The organism is Mesorhizobium sp. M1307 (genome assembly GCF_040318155.1).
GTDB lineage: Bacteria > Pseudomonadota > Alphaproteobacteria > Rhizobiales > Rhizobiaceae > Mesorhizobium.
On sequence record NZ_JAMYLR010000034.1, the window covers coordinates 1 to 18,789 of the forward strand.

General features: G+C 58.8%; 19 protein-coding genes and 4 pseudogenes. 10 read left to right on the top strand and 13 right to left on the bottom strand.

The window, feature by feature from the left end; all coding sequences use genetic code 11:
• Positions 1–1,060 (top strand): serine hydrolase (locus NKH16_RS26335; protein WP_352902566.1); only part of this gene is annotated, 1,060 nt, incomplete at its 5' end.
• 2,020 nt (positions 1,061–3,080) lie between these two features.
• Here the strand turns inward: NKH16_RS26335 and NKH16_RS26340 are convergent.
• Positions 3,081–3,527, bottom strand: a complete 447-nt coding sequence (locus NKH16_RS26340) for a hypothetical protein (protein ID WP_352902568.1) — start codon at positions 3,525–3,527, stop codon at positions 3,081–3,083.
• 1,196 nt (positions 3,528–4,723) lie between these two features.
• Here NKH16_RS26340 and NKH16_RS26345 point away from each other — a divergent pair.
• Positions 4,724–5,398, top strand: a complete 675-nt coding sequence (locus tag NKH16_RS26345; protein ID WP_352902696.1) for a Crp/Fnr family transcriptional regulator — start codon at positions 4,724–4,726, stop codon at positions 5,396–5,398.
• 787 nt (positions 5,399–6,185) lie between these two features.
• Here NKH16_RS26345 and NKH16_RS26350 read toward each other — a convergent pair.
• Together NKH16_RS26350 and NKH16_RS26355 are read right to left on the bottom strand one after the other, a co-directional pair.
• Positions 6,186–6,695, bottom strand: a complete 510-nt coding sequence (locus NKH16_RS26350; RefSeq protein WP_352625184.1) for a ferritin-like domain-containing protein — start codon at positions 6,693–6,695, stop codon at positions 6,186–6,188.
• Between the two features lie 140 nt (positions 6,696–6,835).
• A pseudogene (locus NKH16_RS26355) lies at positions 6,836–7,021 on the bottom strand (IS21 family transposase); the annotation flags it as partial.
• A 160-nt stretch (positions 7,022–7,181) separates the two neighbouring features.
• On the opposite strand from NKH16_RS26355, the gene NKH16_RS26360 reads away from it, so the two are divergent.
• The 6 genes from NKH16_RS26360 to NKH16_RS26390 all read left to right on the top strand — a co-directional run bounded on the left by NKH16_RS26360 (position 7,182) and on the right by NKH16_RS26390 (position 9,271).
• Positions 7,182–7,409, top strand: a complete 228-nt coding sequence (locus NKH16_RS26360; protein ID WP_352902570.1) for a hypothetical protein — start codon at positions 7,182–7,184, stop codon at positions 7,407–7,409.
• Positions 7,410–7,582: 173 nt separating this feature from the next.
• The gene (locus NKH16_RS26365; RefSeq protein WP_352902572.1) at positions 7,583–7,759 is read left to right on the top strand and encodes a hypothetical protein; all 177 of its coding nucleotides are present in this window, start codon (positions 7,583–7,585) and stop codon (positions 7,757–7,759) included.
• A 4-nt stretch (positions 7,760–7,763) separates the two neighbouring features.
• Positions 7,764–7,922, top strand: a complete 159-nt coding sequence (locus tag NKH16_RS26370) for a hypothetical protein (RefSeq protein WP_352902703.1) — start codon at positions 7,764–7,766, stop codon at positions 7,920–7,922.
• 175 nt (positions 7,923–8,097) lie between these two features.
• Entirely contained in the window at positions 8,098–8,352 is a 255-nt protein-coding gene (locus NKH16_RS26380) for a DUF982 domain-containing protein (protein WP_352902575.1), read from the top strand.
• 7 nt (positions 8,353–8,359) lie between these two features.
• Complete coding sequence (locus tag NKH16_RS26385; RefSeq protein ID WP_352902578.1) at positions 8,360–8,605, top strand: DUF982 domain-containing protein; 246 nt, start codon at positions 8,360–8,362, stop codon at positions 8,603–8,605.
• Between the two features lie 447 nt (positions 8,606–9,052).
• Positions 9,053–9,271: a KTSC domain-containing protein gene (locus tag NKH16_RS26390; RefSeq protein ID WP_352902580.1), complete on the top strand. Its 219-nt coding sequence runs from the start codon at positions 9,053–9,055 to the stop codon at positions 9,269–9,271.
• A 25-nt stretch (positions 9,272–9,296) separates the two neighbouring features.
• On the opposite strand, the gene NKH16_RS26395 is transcribed toward NKH16_RS26390, so the two are convergent.
• Positions 9,297–9,716: a YidB family protein gene (locus NKH16_RS26395; protein WP_352902583.1), complete on the bottom strand. Its 420-nt coding sequence runs from the start codon at positions 9,714–9,716 to the stop codon at positions 9,297–9,299.
• A 470-nt stretch (positions 9,717–10,186) separates the two neighbouring features.
• Between NKH16_RS26395 and NKH16_RS26400 the strand changes: the two genes are divergently transcribed.
• Complete coding sequence (locus tag NKH16_RS26400; protein ID WP_352902586.1) at positions 10,187–10,336, top strand: hypothetical protein; 150 nt, start codon at positions 10,187–10,189, stop codon at positions 10,334–10,336.
• Between the two features lie 805 nt (positions 10,337–11,141).
• Here the strand turns inward: NKH16_RS26400 and NKH16_RS26405 are convergent.
• The 3 genes and pseudogenes from NKH16_RS26405 to NKH16_RS26415 form a co-directional block, all read right to left on the bottom strand.
• A pseudogene (locus NKH16_RS26405) lies at positions 11,142–11,816 on the bottom strand (peroxiredoxin-like family protein).
• 361 nt (positions 11,817–12,177) lie between these two features.
• Complete coding sequence (locus NKH16_RS26410; protein WP_352902588.1) at positions 12,178–12,426, bottom strand: hypothetical protein; 249 nt, start codon at positions 12,424–12,426, stop codon at positions 12,178–12,180.
• 298 nt (positions 12,427–12,724) lie between these two features.
• Positions 12,725–13,063, bottom strand: coding sequence for a hypothetical protein (locus NKH16_RS26415; RefSeq protein WP_352902590.1), 339 nt, complete (start codon positions 13,061–13,063; stop codon positions 12,725–12,727).
• Positions 13,064–13,244: 181 nt separating this feature from the next.
• Here NKH16_RS26415 and NKH16_RS26420 point away from each other — a divergent pair, with 181 nt between their 5' ends.
• Positions 13,245–13,460, top strand: coding sequence for a DUF3606 domain-containing protein (locus NKH16_RS26420; RefSeq protein ID WP_352902593.1), 216 nt, complete (start codon positions 13,245–13,247; stop codon positions 13,458–13,460).
• A gap of 590 nt (positions 13,461–14,050) precedes the next feature.
• On the opposite strand, the gene NKH16_RS26425 is transcribed toward NKH16_RS26420, so the two are convergent.
• The 6 genes and pseudogenes from NKH16_RS26425 to NKH16_RS26450 all read right to left on the bottom strand — a co-directional run bounded on the left by NKH16_RS26425 (position 14,051) and on the right by NKH16_RS26450 (position 18,563).
• A complete protein-coding gene (locus NKH16_RS26425; protein ID WP_352902595.1) occupies positions 14,051–14,209 on the bottom strand; it encodes a hypothetical protein in 159 nt (52 codons plus the stop codon).
• A 388-nt stretch (positions 14,210–14,597) separates the two neighbouring features.
• Complete coding sequence (locus NKH16_RS26430; protein ID WP_352902598.1) at positions 14,598–14,981, bottom strand: hypothetical protein; 384 nt, start codon at positions 14,979–14,981, stop codon at positions 14,598–14,600.
• Between the two features lie 354 nt (positions 14,982–15,335).
• Positions 15,336–15,830, bottom strand: coding sequence for an FAD-dependent oxidoreductase (locus NKH16_RS26435; RefSeq protein ID WP_352902601.1), 495 nt, complete (start codon positions 15,828–15,830; stop codon positions 15,336–15,338).
• 1,114 nt (positions 15,831–16,944) lie between these two features.
• Complete coding sequence (locus NKH16_RS26440; RefSeq protein ID WP_352902603.1) at positions 16,945–17,250, bottom strand: hypothetical protein; 306 nt, start codon at positions 17,248–17,250, stop codon at positions 16,945–16,947.
• Positions 17,251–17,522: 272 nt separating this feature from the next.
• Positions 17,523–17,623 (bottom strand): annotated as a pseudogene (locus NKH16_RS26445) (SOS response-associated peptidase); the annotation flags it as partial.
• 60 nt (positions 17,624–17,683) lie between these two features.
• Positions 17,684–18,563: pseudogene (locus NKH16_RS26450) on the bottom strand (hypothetical protein).
• Between the last annotated feature and the right edge of the window lie 226 nt (positions 18,564–18,789).

Genomic DNA, 18,789 nt, shown 5'->3' on the forward strand with positions numbered 1-18,789 from the left:
GCGCAAGCAGATCGTCGGGAGCCTGTGGATGGTGCCGCTCGATCCCTTCCGCATCTCCTATCACTACGCCAATTTCGGCACGACGATCGGCGCCGAGGCAGTGGCCCACGCCGAGAAACAGCCCTGGGAGCCGCTGGCCAAGAGCCTGTTGTTCGATCCGCTCGGCATGCGCTCGAGCAGCTATCGGCACGAGGACTTCATTGCCGCCGGCAAGAACCGCGCCCTGCTGCATGCGCGCGTGGCGGAGAATGTGTTCGAGCCGCTCTATGACCGCGACCCCGACCAGCAGGCGCCGGCGGGCGGCGTCTCCTCCAGCGCCCAGGACCTTGCCAAGTGGATGATCCTGCTGCTTGGCGACGGCACCTATAACGGCCAGCCCATGATCGACCCGAAGATCCTGCAGCCCGCCATCACACCGCAGAGCGTGACCTACCGCGGCGAGACGCCCGATACGCGGGCCAGCTCCTATGGCTATGGCTTCAATGTGGGGGTGAACGCCAATGGGCGCACCACCATGGGCCATTCCGGCGCCTTCCTGCTCGGCGCCGGCACCACCTTCCAGATCTTGCCCTCGGCCGATGTCGGCATCGTCGTGCTCACCAACGGCTCCCCCGTCGGCGCCGCCGAGGCGGTCGCCGCCAGCTTCATGGACATCGTGCAATATGGCCAGGTCACTCGCGACTGGTATCCCTACATCAAGCCGCGGTTCATGGCCTACTACAAGCCGGTGGGCGACCTCGCCGGCAAGGACAAGCCGACGAACCCCGCCAAGGCGCGCAGTCCATCCTTCTACGAGGGCCAATATACGAGCAATTATTTCGACACCGCCACCGTGCGGGCCGATGGCGACAAGCTGATGCTCGAACTCGGCCCCAAGCCCATGCAGTTCACGCTCGAGCACTGGGACGGCGACACCTACGCCCTCACGCCCCGCGGAGAGAACGCGCCGACCGGCTCGCTGTCATCGGTGAAGTTCGTTGGTTCCCCCGGCGGCATTCGTGCGCGGGTGATGACGGTGGACTATCTCAATGAGAACGGGTTGGGGCATTTTCAGAGGTAGGGATGGGGGCGTCGGGTGCTCCATACACCCTATGCCGTCGAAAAGGCGAACCGGCCGTCTGCAAGGTGATGCCTGAGATGGCGGATTTGTGACGGTTCGCTTCCGGGCCTGGAAATCAGGAAGCCGGCATTTGCTCGGGAGCTTCCGACAAGCTACGTCGGCTTTTGGCCAGCCGCTGATCCGAAGCAGACCGACGGCTCCAGGCCCCTATGCCGCCGAGAAGCAATGCGCCGCTAAGTCGACGTTTGCAGCAAATGCGGCATGCGCTAGCAGTCAAGAGTCCCGGTGTCCGTCGGGGAGCTTTGTTATCTCGACTTGTTATAGCCAACCGCCCGAAAAACCGGCTCGGTGCAGTCCCGCGATGATCGCCGGCACGCGGCGCAAAGGCACCACAGGAAGTCCGAGCGGTAGTTCTCTATCATCAGAGTGATCGGCCCCTGATTGCCTGATTGATGCCGACATGGTCCGGCGACACCCAACCGCATGGCCGGCCGTCGGCTGGTGCTATTGTCGGATTGAAGCTTGCGGTGAAGCCGTAAGGGTTGCCCTCGTGCAGGTCGATCTCGTGGAAATAGCGCAGTGCGAGGACATCGGCGAGATAGCCCAGCGGCTCAACGCCGTTGGCTTGCAGGTTTCAATCAGCGACGGCTTAGGAAACGGCCACTCCTAAAAGAGCCATTTGATGGCTCCCAGGATCAGCACAACGATTGCTGCCACCACATACTCGCGCCCCGGCTTAACGTGTGCACGAAGTCGCGGTGAAAACCGACAAGCCAGCAGGACGCCAAGCCCGCCTCCAAGCGGGGTTAGAACCTTGTCGATGAACTCAGCAGCACTCATTTTCTAACCCCCCACTGTCAAATATATAATCGCCATCTTGGCCGAGCATCTTCCTTCTGCCGTCGGCCGAATTTTTTCAGGCCAGGGGCGAGTGACGCGCCAAGTGTGCAGTCGAGCGTTCGCAATAGGCCGAAATCAATAAGTCGTGCAATTCACTGTGTACCGAAGCGGTTGCAAGTCGTTGTTTTCGGCTGACTGTGTTGCATGTTGGCAAAACGCCGCATTTGCCCTGGCAGATGGGCGGGACAGACCTCCGGCGAGTCGACCTGCTGGAGGCGCCGGCCGCTTACGAACCCGATGAAGACGAGGAAAATGATCCGGATGTCCTGATGCTCAAGGGCAGACACTTCCGTCTGTGATGGGAAAGGGGACGGGCCCAATCTTAGGCTTTTGAACCTTTTGAGGGTTCGGCCTAGGGGGCTTGTCCAAATTTTCGGCCGCTCGTCGGCGATGCCTCCCCGCTGATAATACAGCGAGGAAACAGCGGGGGAGGGCTACCGGGGAATTAAGGTGGTGAGTGCTGCGAAGCAGTGCCGGTCTGCTTCGTGAAGTCATGGAGGCGCGCGCGAACATGTGCCAGCAAATTCACTTCATTGACGACCCCGGATTGAAAGAGAGACAGCGTGGTCGAGGCTAGAATCTGGCTGTCTACCGACGTGCTGTACGATTTGGCGTCGGCGGCTATCTGGTCGACAACCCGCTGGCAGATCGCTCGATCTTTAGGTCTAAGGAACTGACTTTTCGGTTCTCGTGGCATCTCGACGCCTTTAAAGGGGAAGTTACTGTGTCCCCCCACGCGACGGATGCGTGGGGTCTCTGCGAATGAACCCTAATCGCATTTAGACAGATAGTTGCCATTCGTTTGAGTGGTGCCGATGCCCCTCAAGGCCCATGGCCGTTATAGGCACGGTCAGTTCACTTGCGAGGCCGTCTTGCCGCGTTGGTCGCCGAGGCGCGGCGAACAGCGGCCGCGGGGTATGAATGGAGTGGTTCGCCAATCACCCAGCAACGCCCGTGCCCCGTCGTCTGAAAACAGACGAGCGACAGGCCTCGTTACAGCCCTACGACTTGAAGCTGTTCCGCACGGTTACCGGCTGGTCGCAAAACGCGCTCGCTTTCAGCATACGGCCCTGCTGACATCTGGCGTGTGCTGCGGAGCGGTGACCCAACGACGGTGTGCTCAATCCGGCGCCGGCAATGGCGCCTTAATGTCGGTCCGGTAGGTCCACTCCTGCTTCATCTCCACAATATCGGCAAGCCCAATGCTGGTGCAGATCATCTTTCGGCTCAGGTATTGCGGAACCTGTATCCAACCAATGCAGCGATACTGCTGTTTGCGATTGGGCATGGAAAAAGTTTTCGTATAGGCGATTACCACGGTGTTGACGCCATCAACCAATTCTTCGCGCAGCCTATGGCAGTTCGAATGATAGGGCGTACCGTCAGTATTGGGATTGATGTTTAAAGCGTAAGGTTCCGCGCGCCACGGTGCATATGGAGCTGTCCGCTCATATTTGACGCGATTTTCGTACACGATTTCAGAATGCATTACCACGCGCGGGTTGCCATTGATGACGCCATCCCACGTAGCCTGAAAACTTAAGAGCGCCTCGTTGGCGGCAGCCATAGGATGGCACTCTGCCTCTTCAACCGGCTGACCGTCTCGTGAGCCAGCCCAGGATGGCAAAGGCGAATATGCCGACCCGACAATGACCGCGGCGAGTTGCAAAAAGACGGATTTCAGATGACTTCGACTTAGCTCAACGTCCTGGCGATGTCATCCAGGAGAGAAGCGGGAGCTAACCAGTTGCTCAGGAAGAGGCCACTTCTGCCTGATAGACTGGACGAATGGTTTGATCTTCTCCGCATCAAGGGGGCCTTGCCCTGTTTCGCGCCGACGTCCTATCTAGCCGACTACTTTCAGTTGTGGGGACGGATATGAAACAGTTGGCCATCGGGCTTTTGATATCGAGCATATCTCTGGCAGGGTGCACTACAGTCTCAAGTAGCGGTCCGGATGGATGGCTTACGAAGCGAACTGCTTCCGGGGTTTCCGACGCAATGGCTAAGAAAGGCATGATGCCCGTAGCGGTCGACTGCCGGTTCGATCGCACAGACCCGGACAACGCGGCCTTTGGATCAAAGGTTACTTGGAAACCTGCCCCACCAAATTTCCTCTGGCAATGGCATGTCGGCTATCCCGATTACGTTGCGACGAAGGAAGCTAGATCACGCGCAATGGGCCTTCATCGCGTGTTTTCGAAAAGAGTTCGTGACCGGGCAACGGGTCAAGTAGTTCAGTGTTCAATCTGGAGGAATTGATCCTCTCAGCGGTGCGGACCATCCGTTAACCAAAAAAGCCCCGGTGCTGGGTCGATGCGCCGGGGCTTTGGGCATGTACAAGCTACACCAACATGTCCGTATATGAACGTGCGCTAATAACGTGAAGGAATGGTGAATCGCGGCATCAGCTCACGACCTGCGTGCTAGTTGTCTGCTCTGTCGGTGCCGAATTTCCTTCCAACTGGCGAACTAAAGGGTTCTGACGGCACTTTCGTCAAAGCCGGCCCCGTGAAGTGGGCTCGGGCTCCGTCCAAAAAATTCATGCCGAGACTCTTCGCAGCGATAGCTGTAGTCTGTTCCATCGGCGACAGTATTCAGGGCATCGCCGGCTGTGAGCGAGCATCATGCTTCCGCCCAATTCGGGAGGGAGCCATGAACAGCCCCAACACCTCGAAAATTGGCCTCGCCTACTCAGACCGCGACCGCCCGCAGCCGATTTATAGCCCCGAAATTGCGTATAAAAACGAACTGCTGCGGCAGATGGCCCCGGCCGACCTGCAATTGCTCAGCCCTCACCTTCACAGCAGCTTTCTGCCATTGAGGACGCAGCTCGAAACCGCAAACGCCGCGATCGAGGCCGTCTACTTCTTCGAGACGGGAATTGGCTCGGTAGTGGCGAAACTCCGGCCGGAGGTCGACGCCGAAGTAGTAGTCATTGGTTTCGAGGGCATGACCGGCTCGGCGCTGATCATGGGTGGCGATCGATCCCCGCACGACTGCTACATTCAATTGGATGCCGAGGTTGCCAGCATGGAAGCCGAGCCGTTCACAAAGGCGCTTTCCGACAGCCCGACGCTGCGGCTTTTTCTGCTGCGCTACGTGCACTACGCGTGGATCCAGGCAAGCTATACCGCGCTCGCAAATGCTCGCTTGAAACTGGAAGAACGGCTGGCGAGATGGCTGGTCATGTGCAACGACCGCATAGAAGGCGACCGGCTGCCGATTACCCATGAATTCCTGTCGGGCATGTTGGGTGTACGACGGCCGGGCGTCACCTTGGCACTTCAAATGCTGGAAGGCCGCGGCCTGATCAGGTCAAATCGTGGCGAGGTCATCATCCGCGACCGCGCTGGCCTCATCATCTTGGCAAACGACTCGTACGGGCAGCCGGAGGCGGAATATGCCCGCCTGATCGGCGAGCCGGCATCGCCATGATCTCAAGGCAACGGTCGCTTCACACGCTACGGGCTCTGGCACGACGGGGCCGGGCCTCCTACCAGGACGGCTCACCGGTGTCGCCGCTCGGTATGAAATCGCCTTGTCGTTACAAGACAGAGTCGTTGAACGTGAGCGGCGAATGGGTTTCCCTGCGGAGATCAACGAAAATTCCTCGGGTCGCTCCTCACGCCCCCGGGGTGCACAGGCTCTGCATGGAGTTAGGCTATTAGGGTGCGGACCCGTAAGTCGGATCTATCCCGATGTTCCCACATCTTTCGTCGCTGTCCCGGGGTTACAGGGAAGTTTTGGAGACGAATGGACGGTATGCTTTGACCTGCATGGCGTGGCGCGGTGTCTGGATAGTAAGCTCGCACGCCGGGTCAGACTTGGCAGCCTCAGACGATGCAATCACGACGTCATTAGGCAAGCCTTTACTTGCTCACTGCAGTTCGCCATGGGGCATCTCGTTTCGCCAACTCCAAATCGCGGACGCCGGCTGACAGCGAGCTTCCTTCCCGCGATCAGGGGCTTCTGCGGTCGTGGCAACCGCCACCACGTCGCCAAGCTATTCCCCGCGCCATAGTTGAGTCAGGGGCATGCGCTTCGAGGATCTGAAGCTGTGTGTTCCGGGCCATCATCGCCGGGGTCCCAAGCCGGCGCCAAGACGACGCTGCTGCGGCGGCGATGTTTTCTCGGCTACCGAGTGCCAGATGAATATCTCGGCCGACGGGCGCATCAGGGTTCCTCGGAAGGATTCAGAAGCGGCGCGTACCCTGCAAGCTCATCAGCGCTTCGCGCTGTCGCTTTCCGTTTCGGCCCTCGCGAGGAACTGCTCGGTTGTCGAGGGAAGATGGTCCTTCAACCATTCCGCCATCGCGACCTCCTCTCGCAAGTTCTCGTCGCAAGCCCGCGCGACCTCGCTTTCGCCCAGCGATTCAGCGGCGGCAATGAGGATCGTGTAGGAGGCGATTTCCATGTGCTCGAAAGTGTAACTCGCGAGTGATCCCTTCATCACCTCGTCGCCGGCGAAGATGCCGCTCAACGATTGCGCCATTGCAGTGAGCTTGCCGCCAGCATCCTTCATCGTAGATGAACCCTCATCCATTCGGTCGAGGCAGATTTTCAACCGAGCAGCCTGCTGCCTCGTTTCATCAAGGTGCAGTCGGATTCGGTCGCTGAGCTCGGGATAATTCTCGATACGGCTCAACTGCCCGTTCAACATCGTTTCGGCCTGCTCTTCCATGGCATGAGCATCTCTAAGCCATTGGGCAAGCCATTCTCGCGCCTCTGACATTTCAAATCTCCTTAGTGGACGGAGAAGAACTGCCGAACGGTGACATTGTTCCCACTTCGTCTGGTCGGATTAGAGAGGTCCGATGAGACGGCTCTCAGGTCCGGCGCGCGCGGAGTAACATCCCTGCCTCCTCCGCACTGCCGCCGTAGCATTTCTTCGTAGATGGCGACAGCACGGATGCCTGGCGCCGCCTTCAAAAGGGGAAGGACCTCGGCATCGAAGATGTGCTCGAGAGGGCCAGGCCGTCGCCGGCCGCGAGCCTTTTGCTTTTGCGATGGCAGGTCCGGATGCTTTTTGATGCGATAGGCCGCCGCTCTGCTGATCGACGGTACCGGGGGTCTTCGCGCGAGCCAGTTATCTGATCCCCCGCTCAGAAATTTCTACCAAAAATTCCGTGCTTATTCCGTACGATTCGAACATTGATTTCTTGGAGAAGTGACCCATAAGGTGGCCGCTTGGGTTCTCGCTGAGGTGGGAGGCCTTCGGATGAACGTTCTGACGAACTGCCGACCCCGCAAAGTGACTGCACATGAGCTTGTTGAAGAGCTGATCTTACGAGCCCGTCGCGGCGAAATCATCTCCGTCAAAGAGACCATCGCAGGGGTGCGCCGAGCCGGGCCGCATCTGGTGGAAAGTGACTGCGCGCTGGTCGAGCTTATTGTCGAGATTGCCCCAGCCTTTGGCCTGTTTGTCGCGTTCGACCTCCGCGAATAGCCGCATGGCTCTCCACTGGTTCTACCCGTAGGATCGATAGGGCGTAGGGGGTCTTCGCGCGAGCCAGTTATCCGATCACCCGGGCGAATTTTCCACCAAACATTCCGCCCATCATTCAAGGGAACAAATCCTCTCGCGGTGCAGTTCGGTCCTTTAAACATGCAGGCCCGAACATGGCTGAAATCGATGAAGCCAAACGGAAGGTTATTGCCGAACTTGTGCGCCGGTCGATCACCTCAGAGGTAATCCGCAATTACCTTCGCAACCTGCTAAATCTGCCTGTAGAACGGGAACTGCCGGCTGAGCAAAGGTCTTTGCTGGAGGAACTTGATAGGGCCGACAAAGAGTGACTGTATGGCACTCCATTGGTTCAACCCTCCGGTCTCCGACAAGACCGAGCGTCCCGGGATCATCCGCCACGTCAACAACGCCGAGACAGCCGGCGAGGAGCTGATGAAGTGGACAAGCGTGGCCCTTGATGGGACCTCGTGGTGCGCGTTTGCATCGCCGTGATATTCGACGAGATGGAAGCTGAGGAGGCCCGCAAGGCATTCCTGGCTGCCGCCGCCAAGGAGGAGGGGATGTTACGGTCCTCTAATTAGGGCTGGTGGTTGACGCCCGGTAATTTCGACCCAATACTCCCGACCGGAAGCTGGCTGCAGAGGAAGTCCTTCTCTAAATTCCGCAAATGGCAATCCTTTGGTTCGCACCTCCAGTGTACGTCAGGACGGAGCATGACGGCTTCCGCTCCGGGGTCCACCACGTCCAGGCTGCGGCCGAGGAACTCGTGTTGTGGACCAAGCGTGGCCCTAAGTGGCAAAAGGCGGAGCGCGCCTGTATGGATGCCATGAGCGGCAAGGTGTCTCCACAGCAGGCCCGTGAGGCGTTCGAAGAGGCAGCCAAGGAGGGGCCAAGGAGGAGGGTATGCTCTTTTGCTGATTAGGAGTGCTATGTCTCGCCATTGGTTCTCCCCTCCGGTCTACGTCAGGACCGACTACCCAGGTGTCCGCGTCGGGGTCAGCCACGTCGAGGGTGCGGCCGAGGAACTCATGAAGTGGACTAACCGGGGACATCGGTGGGACCTTGCGGTACGTATCTGCATGGCCGCACTGGCCGATAAGGTGTCACCTCAAATGGCTGCTAAGGCATTCTTGGCTGCTGCAAAAGACGTTACTCCCCCAATGGCAACTGGCTAAATTCGGACTGCACTGTCAGTCTCTAACCAAGAGGCCCGCCGCCCGTGAGAAAGGCGACGGGACCCCCCAGCGGCTGCACATCCAAGAAGATCGACCGCTGCGGAGCGCCTGAGCTGGCGGCCGTCACCGTAGGGATACCATCCCTCCAGCCGCGGCCGGATCGCCAATGGGGACGCAACCCGTTCGACGGCGATTACTAGGTCCTGCCGCTCTGCGGGCACGCCCCTTCATCGGTTCCCATGCTCGGGTGGGCGACGAGCCAGGCACTCTGCGCGTTCTCGATCGCCCCGACCAATCGGTGATAATGGACATCGCCACGGCTGAAGGGTTTCCGCCTCGGGCAGCAGCCAGCGCTGAACTAGAGGGACGGTCGCGCCGCCGGGCTTTCTTTGCGCGCCCACCATCAGAGACGAGGAACGCGATGGCTTTTCCGCTCGTTGATCTCTTATGCCCTCTACCTCGATTCGCAAAACCGAATACGATCCTGAGCGGAAGGTCCTTTCGGTGTGGTTTGTGGCCAGCGGCAAGCGCTACGAGTTTGAGGGTGTTCCGCCGGAGACCTTTGCCGAGTTCAAAGCCGCGTTCGCCAAGGGTCGCTATTTCAACGAGCGCATTCGCAATCATTTCCGCTACCGCCTGATTGCGAGCGATAGCGATCCGGGATGACCTGACCTGTCGTGGCAAGGTGGCGCTAAGTGCGGCCTGGGATCTCGCCCAGGAGATTTGGACCTTTGCTCGCTGGCAACTGGCCGTCGGGAGTGAGCTTGTCCACTGCGTCGGGGAGTTCTCTTGTGAGCCGGTCGAGAAGCTCGTCGTGGGACAGTCCGGTTTGCTCGGCCAGATCGTTCAACGTTTGGGGGTCGATTGCTTTTTCAACCTGCTCGCGCTGAACGGGCCGGTTTGATCCTTTGCTTACCCACGAATCAACTTCGTCGCCCGCACCTGCATTCCTGAGGCGGTCCAGGATGTCCCCGAGGCCGCCGGGGGAGCCAGCGCTAGCGTTGGGATCGGTCGATTTCCTGCCAGCGATCAACTCGCCGATCTTGTCCCTGTTCTTGTAGGCAAGCAGACCAAGCAACGCTATGGCGACCTTTCCTATGTCAAGGCTCATTTCTCATCTCCTTCTATCGAAAAGGGACAAGGCATGCGGCTTTGAAAGGTTCCATGGGTCGGGTCTCGCACCGGAATTCCGGGCTAGCCTCGCACCTGTTGTATATTAACATCTGCGGAACTTTCGGCCGCTTTCACGTGTGGAGCTTCGTACTCCGGCCAGACGGCAAATTGTCATGAGCTGTCGGTCACACTTGGCCCGTCGGCTTCGGTCGCCGGGCTTTTTGTTGTCTTGGGTGGAACACCCGCCTGCGACGATGGTTCGATCACTAGCACTATTCGCCCAGATCGGGCCTCGCATAGGAGAGCGCCGCTTGGCCACTTGGACACAAAGAGATGAGAGAGAGCAGCGCACGTCAGATGCTGCACGGTCATTAATCGATATTGAGCGCGCGGCCCGAGACGCAAAGACGGCTCGGCTACGGGAGCAGCGGCGGAAGGCTGAAAACACGCCCTCCTTGGAAACACGCGATGGAAGAGCTTCGCAGTGAAATGGCGATGTTGGCGGACCCCGGCTTTTGGGTAGCGCTGGCGGTCGTTCTGGTTCCCTACGGGATCAGGAAGGCTATTGCAGAGCCGGAGGGCTACCCACAGAAGCAGTGCAACGCCGACGCCGCATAACGGTTCGTTAGGCATGTTTGAGGCCGTGATGGGACTGTCTCCAAACGTTCATCGACCGTCTTCGAAGCGCTCAGTAGGCGGGCAGGCATGCATCATCTCCCAATGGGTGTCGCCCTCGCCATTTCGCTTGCATTCGGTTTAGTCGTGACGGCGATTGCCGCATTGCCGCTAAGGATCCATCGGCACGCTGCAGCACGCGGTGCTCATCCGTCCTGGGCGATGTTCCCATGACGGGCACGCGCCACGATGTGGAGGCGGAACCGGACATCGGGCACGCCGAGCCCTAAACAGAGGGCCTCCTTAGCAGCCTCGAAAGTCATAAGTGCCTCTTCTGGTGACGCTCGGCCCCGCCAATGCCTCGGTGCAGAGCTGCACAGCCTTCTTCCACTTGGGTCCCTTCTTGGTCAGATGGATTTCTGAGCCGTCGGGAAATGCCAGTGGATACTATCTGTCACTGTCCGCTATTGACAGCCGAAGGGCATCGGCAACTTCGACTATGGCGTCCCTTATCTCTTGGTCTGTCGCGACCAAATGAGGTGCCGCCTCCCGAACCCGGCGTAACGCGACAGAAATCGATATTCTGTCCTCCCAGTCAGCCCTGTTGAGGACTGCATCAAGTGCCTGCTCCAAAACTGGATTGATCCTTGCAACGCCCATCCAACCCCCCGGTTGTAAGGGTCTCGATGATATTACCGTAGTATTAAGGATCAATTCGATCTTCGCGCCGAAGCGCGTCGACCCCGGCTCGAACTAACGGTTTGCATAACACCTGCTATCCGTGCAGCCGATGTCCGCAACTGCGCCGCTACTGACCAATGTGCGACGCTGCCGACATTAGCTCCTGCATATTCGGAGCGCCGAACAGGCCGCCATCGAGAACCTCTGTGGAAGGTCCAGCGAACGACACCGTCGCGGTCGAGCAGGAACTGGCCGACGAGCTGCCCCATGCCAGTGGCCATCATCTGTTGATCCGCTTCCGTGATATCGTAGCTGTCCTTCTTGTTCAGATATTCGAGCGCCGCAAACGGGTCCATCGGCTCCGGCATCTCGCCCGGCAAGTCGACCCGCATCGACTTCGCATCGCTCATCCAAACCTTTTGCGGCCATGCGCTCTCGTCTTCGGTGATCTCCATATTCGGCAATCCAAAGGCGCGGTGTGAAGTCCGCTCCGGATCGGATGCCGCGAGCAGGCCGAGCATCGGATGGTACCGCAGATAGAGGCGCGCCCGCTCGATGGGCGTGTTGACCACTGTCAGACTTTCGATGCCCTTCTCGTTGAGGCTGAGGTGAGCTGCGAGATCATCGCGATGTGACGCCTGCAAAAAGGACAATGGAGACCTCGATACAGCCCAACCAACACTGGTTTCTCGCCACGGAAATCGTCGATAGCGTTTGTGCCCTCGCGGGTAATCGCGTCGAGCACGAAACTGGGCGCCGTTTCGCCCAGTTGCAGAGGGCCTACGTCGGGGCGGTCAGACATGCAGCCTCCAAAGAGCCGCGGTACTTCCCGGTCCAGCCCGTGTTCGGCACATACTTCCTGTGCGTGTTGAAATTGCACTGTAACACAGAGATGGCGGACGATGGGGCGCCATCTTAGTGTCGGCACTTTCCGAGCTTAATTTCCGGCCATTTTCGCGCCAATATTTGTTAAATGCCTGCGCGCCGACAAAGACAGCGAGCGGCGCCAGAGCGAGGCCGTTGAGGCGTTTGCCCGATCAACCGGCTATGAAATCATCGAGAGCTACTACGGTCAAACAAGAATTGCTCCGCACCGTTCAAGGTCAGCAACCCGTCGCGGCAGCAATCAAGCATCGCAGCACCGGCTGTGCGGAAATCGACTGCTAGTAGCGCCAACCTTGCTTGAATTCGTCGATGAACCATCGCTCGACGTCGTCCCGCACCGAAGTACTGCTTCGGAATTTCAAGTGGCCCGGCGACTTCTGCTCAAGCCAAGAAAAGAAATCGGAAAATCTTGGATTCTCTGGCTGATGAGGAAGCCCGCGCTCTTCAGCCCATTTTGTGCAAAAGTAGCGAACACCCTGTTCTGCTTCATCCCTAGTCATGACCGATGATGACAGGTGATCACTCAAAGGCAAGTCTTCTGTTCCGACACAAAGCAAGCCGCCGACGACGCTGGCACGTCCGAATGGCAGCGTGTGACAGCCATCCGCGTCGCCACGTCCCCCCAATCAATTTGAGACGGCAATTAAGAGCGACAACCCGCCGAGCTTTACGGCCAAAAGGAAAGTCGGCGGCCCATCTTTCAATGAGCATTGCCTGAACCCGCCGACCTGCGGATTGCCAGTGGCCCCGCGATTCCCACCTTTGCCGGAACGAAGGCGTGCCGTCTAGCAATGTAGGCGTGTACCGTTCCAGGTGCGGAAGTTTTCAAGACTCTGCCTTAAACCGCAGTGGCCGGCTGATGATCCCGAGTATCCCGTTCTTTGGACTTGGTTCTTGCGCGATCCAACTTTCCCCATACGAAAGCGGAATAGCAATAGGAGTTGATGACGGCTTTCTGTAGTGCGTTGAAGTCGGGCAGGCCATTCGCACCCGTGACCGCCTCGCCCTCGAAGATCGCGTTTTGACGTTGAGTTCACGCGCCGCTTCGACGATGCCAGTGAACTTGCTGGTCCAATCGACGCCGGATTTGGTGAAGATGCGGATATCCTCGGGGCTGTTGATGACGACGTGAGCGCCGTAGCCGTCGAGCTTGATCTCGTGCATCCAGTGTTCACCCTCTGGCGGCTTTGCGGCCAGCTTGGGCTCCATCGGCGGAATGAACTCGAGGCGGCCGGCTAGGTACAAACCTTATATTGGCCAGAGCGAACAGAATGATTCTGCGAAGGCGAAACAAAATTGACTTGCCGGTGTTGCCATTAATCCAAGCCAAAGAAGGAGGATTCGGATGGCTGACGACAAGGACAAACGAGATTTCCGCGACCGCAACCGAGTCTCGGCTGACGACGACTATGAGGTCGAACATTTCGCGAGAGAGAATGGCATTACGCCAGAGCAGGTCCGCGACTTAATCAAAGCTACCGGCAATGACCGCGCCGCTTTGACGGCCGCTGCGAAGCAATTGAGGACCGTTCTGGAAGGAGGCCCGCTGATCGCCAGGTAAGATAGACATCATCGACGGTGACGGGGCTTTATTGACAGTCCTTTTGATCTCTCATCACTCCGCTCCGCCCGCACGGCGCCAGCCTTCAATTGCTGTTCGCGCAGCCTAGCAGTTTTCTGTTCCCTGGCCGTGCGCTCCGCATGGGTCAGCTTCCGCGCCGTGTCGGACGTACGCTCCTGCTTTTCTCGAGTTTCACGAGTAACCATGCTTCGCCCCGAATTTGGTGTACGCCGCTCCAACCGTGGTCGAGACCGGGGGTTCCACCGCCAAGCCAAAAAGCCCGCCAGCCGGAGCCAATGGGCAAAGCCATCGGGCCGAAGCCCGCGCCCTGCGGGGAGCGCGGGCCGATCGGGATACCGATCTGCAGCAATATCCATGAGGGGAAGGACTTTCTGCGTGCACCGAACCTTCCTTGCTGGCCGGTGTTCCAACTGGACTCATAAAAAGTCCCGCTGCACTACAGCGCGGCGAGACGATCTAGGGCCTTTACACCAGGCAGGGTGTGGGGAGATTGCGCTTGCCCGGTGCGGGGCTGACCGTAGGGTAACTCTAGAAGCGGCAGCGGCAAAGCGTCTACCAACCGCCCGACGCTATTCAGCGCCCGGCAGGCCTGGCCTGAAACCCTTCAGCGCCGCAGCGATTCCCATCATCACCGAATGCTCGGGGTAGTCGAGCACCCGCAGCGTGCCCGGCACATCGCCACCAACGCCGCAGATCGGCAACACCTGGTAGTCGCCCTCGAACGGCAAAATGTCGCCGTTGGCAAAAAATCGTATTCTGGAAAACAGCTCTTCAGTAATGCCTCGACTCCGCGCAGGTCCGCTTCGGACCGGGCGACTGATGGCGGCAGGATGATGAAGCTGTCAATCCCGTCCCCGGCAGGCATGCCGGAAATGTCGATGGCGGAATGCATGAAGCCCCGATTGGATGTTCTCATCCCGGTCATGATCCTGGCCCAATTATGGCGACTAGCGCCAACCGTGTGCCGTAGCGGAGATACAACTCCTCGTCATCAGTGTCCCAAGCTGCTGTGCTACTCTCCTCGAGAGAGAACCGACCGATGGTACCTACAATCGGCACGTGGTTTCGCAAAGAAAGGCCTGTCCGATGCGCTGGCACAGTTAGGGGCGGCCGAGTTTACCAGCTTAGTGCGACCTGTTCGACCAGGCGCTGCCGACGATCCAGGCGGCGAGGCCGATTATGAGCAGGACTATTGATGCCGGAATGTGCGTGAGAGTTTCGTCGGCTCCAACATGAGGCGTGGGGAATGAGCAGCAGAAAAGCCATGAGTGAAAGCGGCAACCATTCGGCGTTGAAAAGGTAGCTCATCAACTGGATCAGTATGATAAGAAACGCAAATAGGCACAGAAGGCGGCCGATGAACCGGAGAAGCAAAAAGGCTTGCTCTTTAAAGGACGACAACAAGGCAAATTCCCCACTGCCATGTGGGCGTTCACCATGGAACCCGTTCGACAGTTCCTTCCATCTGATGTCCAATCTGCGGTCACGCCGTTTCGACATGATTATATAGGTCTCCCCGAACGCCAGCGCAGCGGGGGAACGCCAATCTTAGCAAAAACAGGACAATGCCCGGGCTCTGGCGGCGTCGATCGACGTGCTGGAGCCGACCAGCAGGATGAGAAGGTTTGGCAATGCGGGCGAGACGACCGCAACAGCAGGTCTAGCTGTGAATCAGCATCGAAGGTCGACCCCTATCATCGGTCCCGTAAAGCCTTGATTTGGCGAAGTGAAACGAGATCGGGTGGGGTCGATCGGCGCCGATCATGACCCACCCGCGTTGCGAGTTTTGCAAGCAAAGTCAGGCACTGCCGCCGCTCCGAACGGGGTCAACCTCGGTGCTTGAGATCAATCAGCTTACCGTAGCATTCGGCCACGCAGCGGTCGCTGCAACCGACATGCACAACTATGTTGCAAATGGCGATGGCGAGCATTGATCCCGACATGTCCGGCTGCATAAAGGCCGGTGACTGCGGTGCGCTGGCGCGAGTCCACGACGAGATTGCCCGCTTTGTCACAGCATGCACCAAGCTCGACCGCGAGCCTCGAGCGTGTGGTCGAGCCCATCGCAGCGTAGATGGTGTCGAACCAGAGCATTCCGCCGTAGATGAGCTCCACGACCGCCTCCCGGCCCGTATCGCAAACGGCATTGGATCTGCATACGCCGATCTTGATTCCGGCCCCCTTGAGCTTTGTAAGCTTGTCCCGAGAGAGCTCGGATGGATCGGTAATCAGCAAAGTGAGATCCTGTGTGAAGGTGCGCATGAACAACGCCTTTTTCATTGCGTGTTCGACCGGTCCGATGACGGCCACCCGTTTCTCGATGGCTTCATAGCCTCGCAGATAGGGCACAACCGCAAGACGCCAGCTTGGATCATTGTCGGCAGCGCCAGGAGATCCGGCAGGATGTCAACAACGCCGGTTGCAATGAGCACCGAGCGGGCACGAATGGGGGATGAAGCGCCCGCCAAAAACCCAGCCTTCGTTTTGCGAATGGATAGGATCCTGTCGCGGACCAAGCTTGCGCCGTATCGAGCAGCCTGCAGTTCGAGGCGGTCAAGTAGGTCAGCGCCGGTGATGCCGTCTGGGAAGCATGGGCAGTTGCGCGTCAAGGAATCCGCCTTGCACGGCTTTCATCTGCGTCGACAACAATTACTCGCCTTGGAAATCTTCCAAGGTAAGTCGCAGCCGCTAGGCCGGCCACCTACGATCAGGCACTCGAAGCTTCCTTCATGCCGGCTCGTGTCCCGGTTGACCATTCAGAAATCCTGAAATCACACGGCTTCATCGCGCGGGCGCACAGTCGAACAGAACGCGTTGAAGGAAACGCTGAGCAGGCCATTCGGTTACATGGCATTGGTGAGGCCAAAGCCGCCAAGCCGTCTCAGTTAAGGACGACCGCCGCTACTAGGATCGTAGGGAGTAGTGACAGCGGAACGGCTAGAAGGCACCACATCTCCAAAACGTTGTTTTGCCGCGGGTTCATCGTCAGCTCACTTTTGTTTTTGTCATTGGGACACTAACCGTTGGTCGGAGGTAGCGTTTCCAGCGAGAACGCATGGAGCGCTGCCTGTGCTGGATAGTGCCAACAACTTGGCAGATCGACATCGCAGACGAGGTAGCAAATTACAGCCGCAGTCCGGCGTAGGTTACAGAAGACCGCGTAAGCGTCTCGATCCCAAGCTACGATTTCCCGGATCTCGGACCGGGCTCGGCCGCCCGGCGATGCGGCCCCAAGCCGTTGGGCTGCCCATCTGCCCACCTGGCGCCTCTGCCACTCAGGGCGGCGTGGTAGGCCGAGTGCGCGTGCCTTTTGAAGAGCGAAATCCGAATCTCTCGGCCACATTCATCGCAGGTGTAATGGGAAACCCGGGATGTAGCGAGACACCAGGCTGCACCATTGTGCTGTTCAAGTGCCCTTGCATCTCCCTACGCCGACAAGCGCAGCCTTTGTATCGCCGTAGCCTCAACCCGCTGAAGCCCGGCGGTGCTTTCTCAGCCGAGTGATCGCCGACTTGTCGACCGTGATAACCCCGCCGCAGTCAATCCGCACAGTGAGTTTGCTTGCTCCGCGATCGATGCGGGTGACGTCCCCAACAAGAACCACTCGGTCTCCGGCCCGGGCTTTGGGTGCCGGATCGATCGTATAAGGATGGTCGTAGGTTGGAATGCTCACTCTGGCGCGGCCGCTAGGGAGAATCGTGATGACGGTACTTGTTAGCGCAACCTCGTCGCCGACCTCAAATTCGCCAGGCATGTTAAGGTGCAGCATGGTTTTCCTCCCGATGCTTTCCTATTTGATGCTTTGCTAAATTAATGCCTGGCCAACCGGGTTGGTTGCTTGCAATCCGCTTCGTACGGTTCCGCACATTCCAAGCTGGAATATCGACTAGGCAACCCTGCGTTAACGGAACGGCGGGCATCGCGGGGCCGTTGCGGGCCGAGCTGTGGTCTTTTAGTGTGCTTGCCGGGATCTGGAGGCTTGAGGCATCCAAGCACCCGGTAAGCGGACTGGTGCCTTGCTATGCGGATGTCGTGTGCCTACGGCAGGTCAAGTTCCGTTTGCGTCGGGATGTTAAGGCTAGTGACGCCATCATCCAGCAATATTCGGCCCAGGCGATATGTTGTTCGTAATCGTTGCACATGGAAAGCTCCGATCGGGTCACACGGACGCTGAAAGCGGGCAAGCCAGAAACGCTAGGACGCTAGGACGATGACACAAGCTTTGCCCTTCTTCGCGCCAGGCTTCGAGCTTTTTGGCCAGCGATCCTGAGCTCGGGCAGCGTTGGTTGCCACCAGCCTCGCTGCCGTTCCGTTAACCCGGCAGCACGCCGAGCGGGCCATGTTCTAATCAATTCAGTCAACGTCGCCGGACGCCATCTGCCCCAGACAAAGTCGACGTTCGCCTCGATCAAATGCGGATAGAACGCTGCTAGCTCCGAGGCCTCGACGAGTTCGCCCGAAATCTCGATGAAGACCACGATGCCGTATTGCTCCGTTGCCATGGCACGGCCAAGTTGGGGTAAATCGTGAGGGGGCAGTGGATAGCGACGTCGCCTGCGTTCGGCATACCGCAATCTGGCGGCTTTATATTCCTCGGAGTCTTTGGACGCTTCCCGTCGCCGTTTCCTCTCCTCCGGTTCTGCGCGGCGTGCGGCCCTTTCGATGCTTGGCCAATGGCGCCTCAACTCCTCGTAGGAGCGGAAAGGAACCCTCCAGGCCGCAGTTCGTCGTCCCAGCTCGCCCATGGAACGGCTCGCACTTCTTCGAGAACCGTCCGCGAATATGGCGTGCGGATGCGCAGGTCGTCCGCGACTTCCAGATACCGGCTCGACAGGGGATCGAAGGCGAAGGCGTCTCGTCCCTTGCTGTCATCATGTGCTACTCGTAGATCCGCCTCTTGCGCAAGCCAGCGCTGGATGCGCCGCGCGGCAGTCTTCCCGGCACGAACCAGCTTGTGCGCTCGTCACTCCACCTGGCGCGCGGGAATGCCTGTCGAAACCGCTCAACCGCCGCTCGATCGTAGGGGCGCGCTTCGGCGCCAGCAACTGTCTGCGGTGCAGCAGGGACGTCGGATTTTTCCATCAGATTGCGAAGCACAGCACTGCTCGCAAAGAACGCGGTGCAGGTCATTTGGGTCCGAAAACACCAGAACGTATGGTCAGAGCCGCAAGGGGAAACCAAGGAGGCGATCGGTGAAACTGCTCAACGAGCTAGCGTGACGAAACCTTCGCCGCGCCAGACCGTTTATTCTGCTCCAGGAGAGGTCCATTCATGCCCAGACGAGATGCAAAAAACCCAGCGGCCAGAC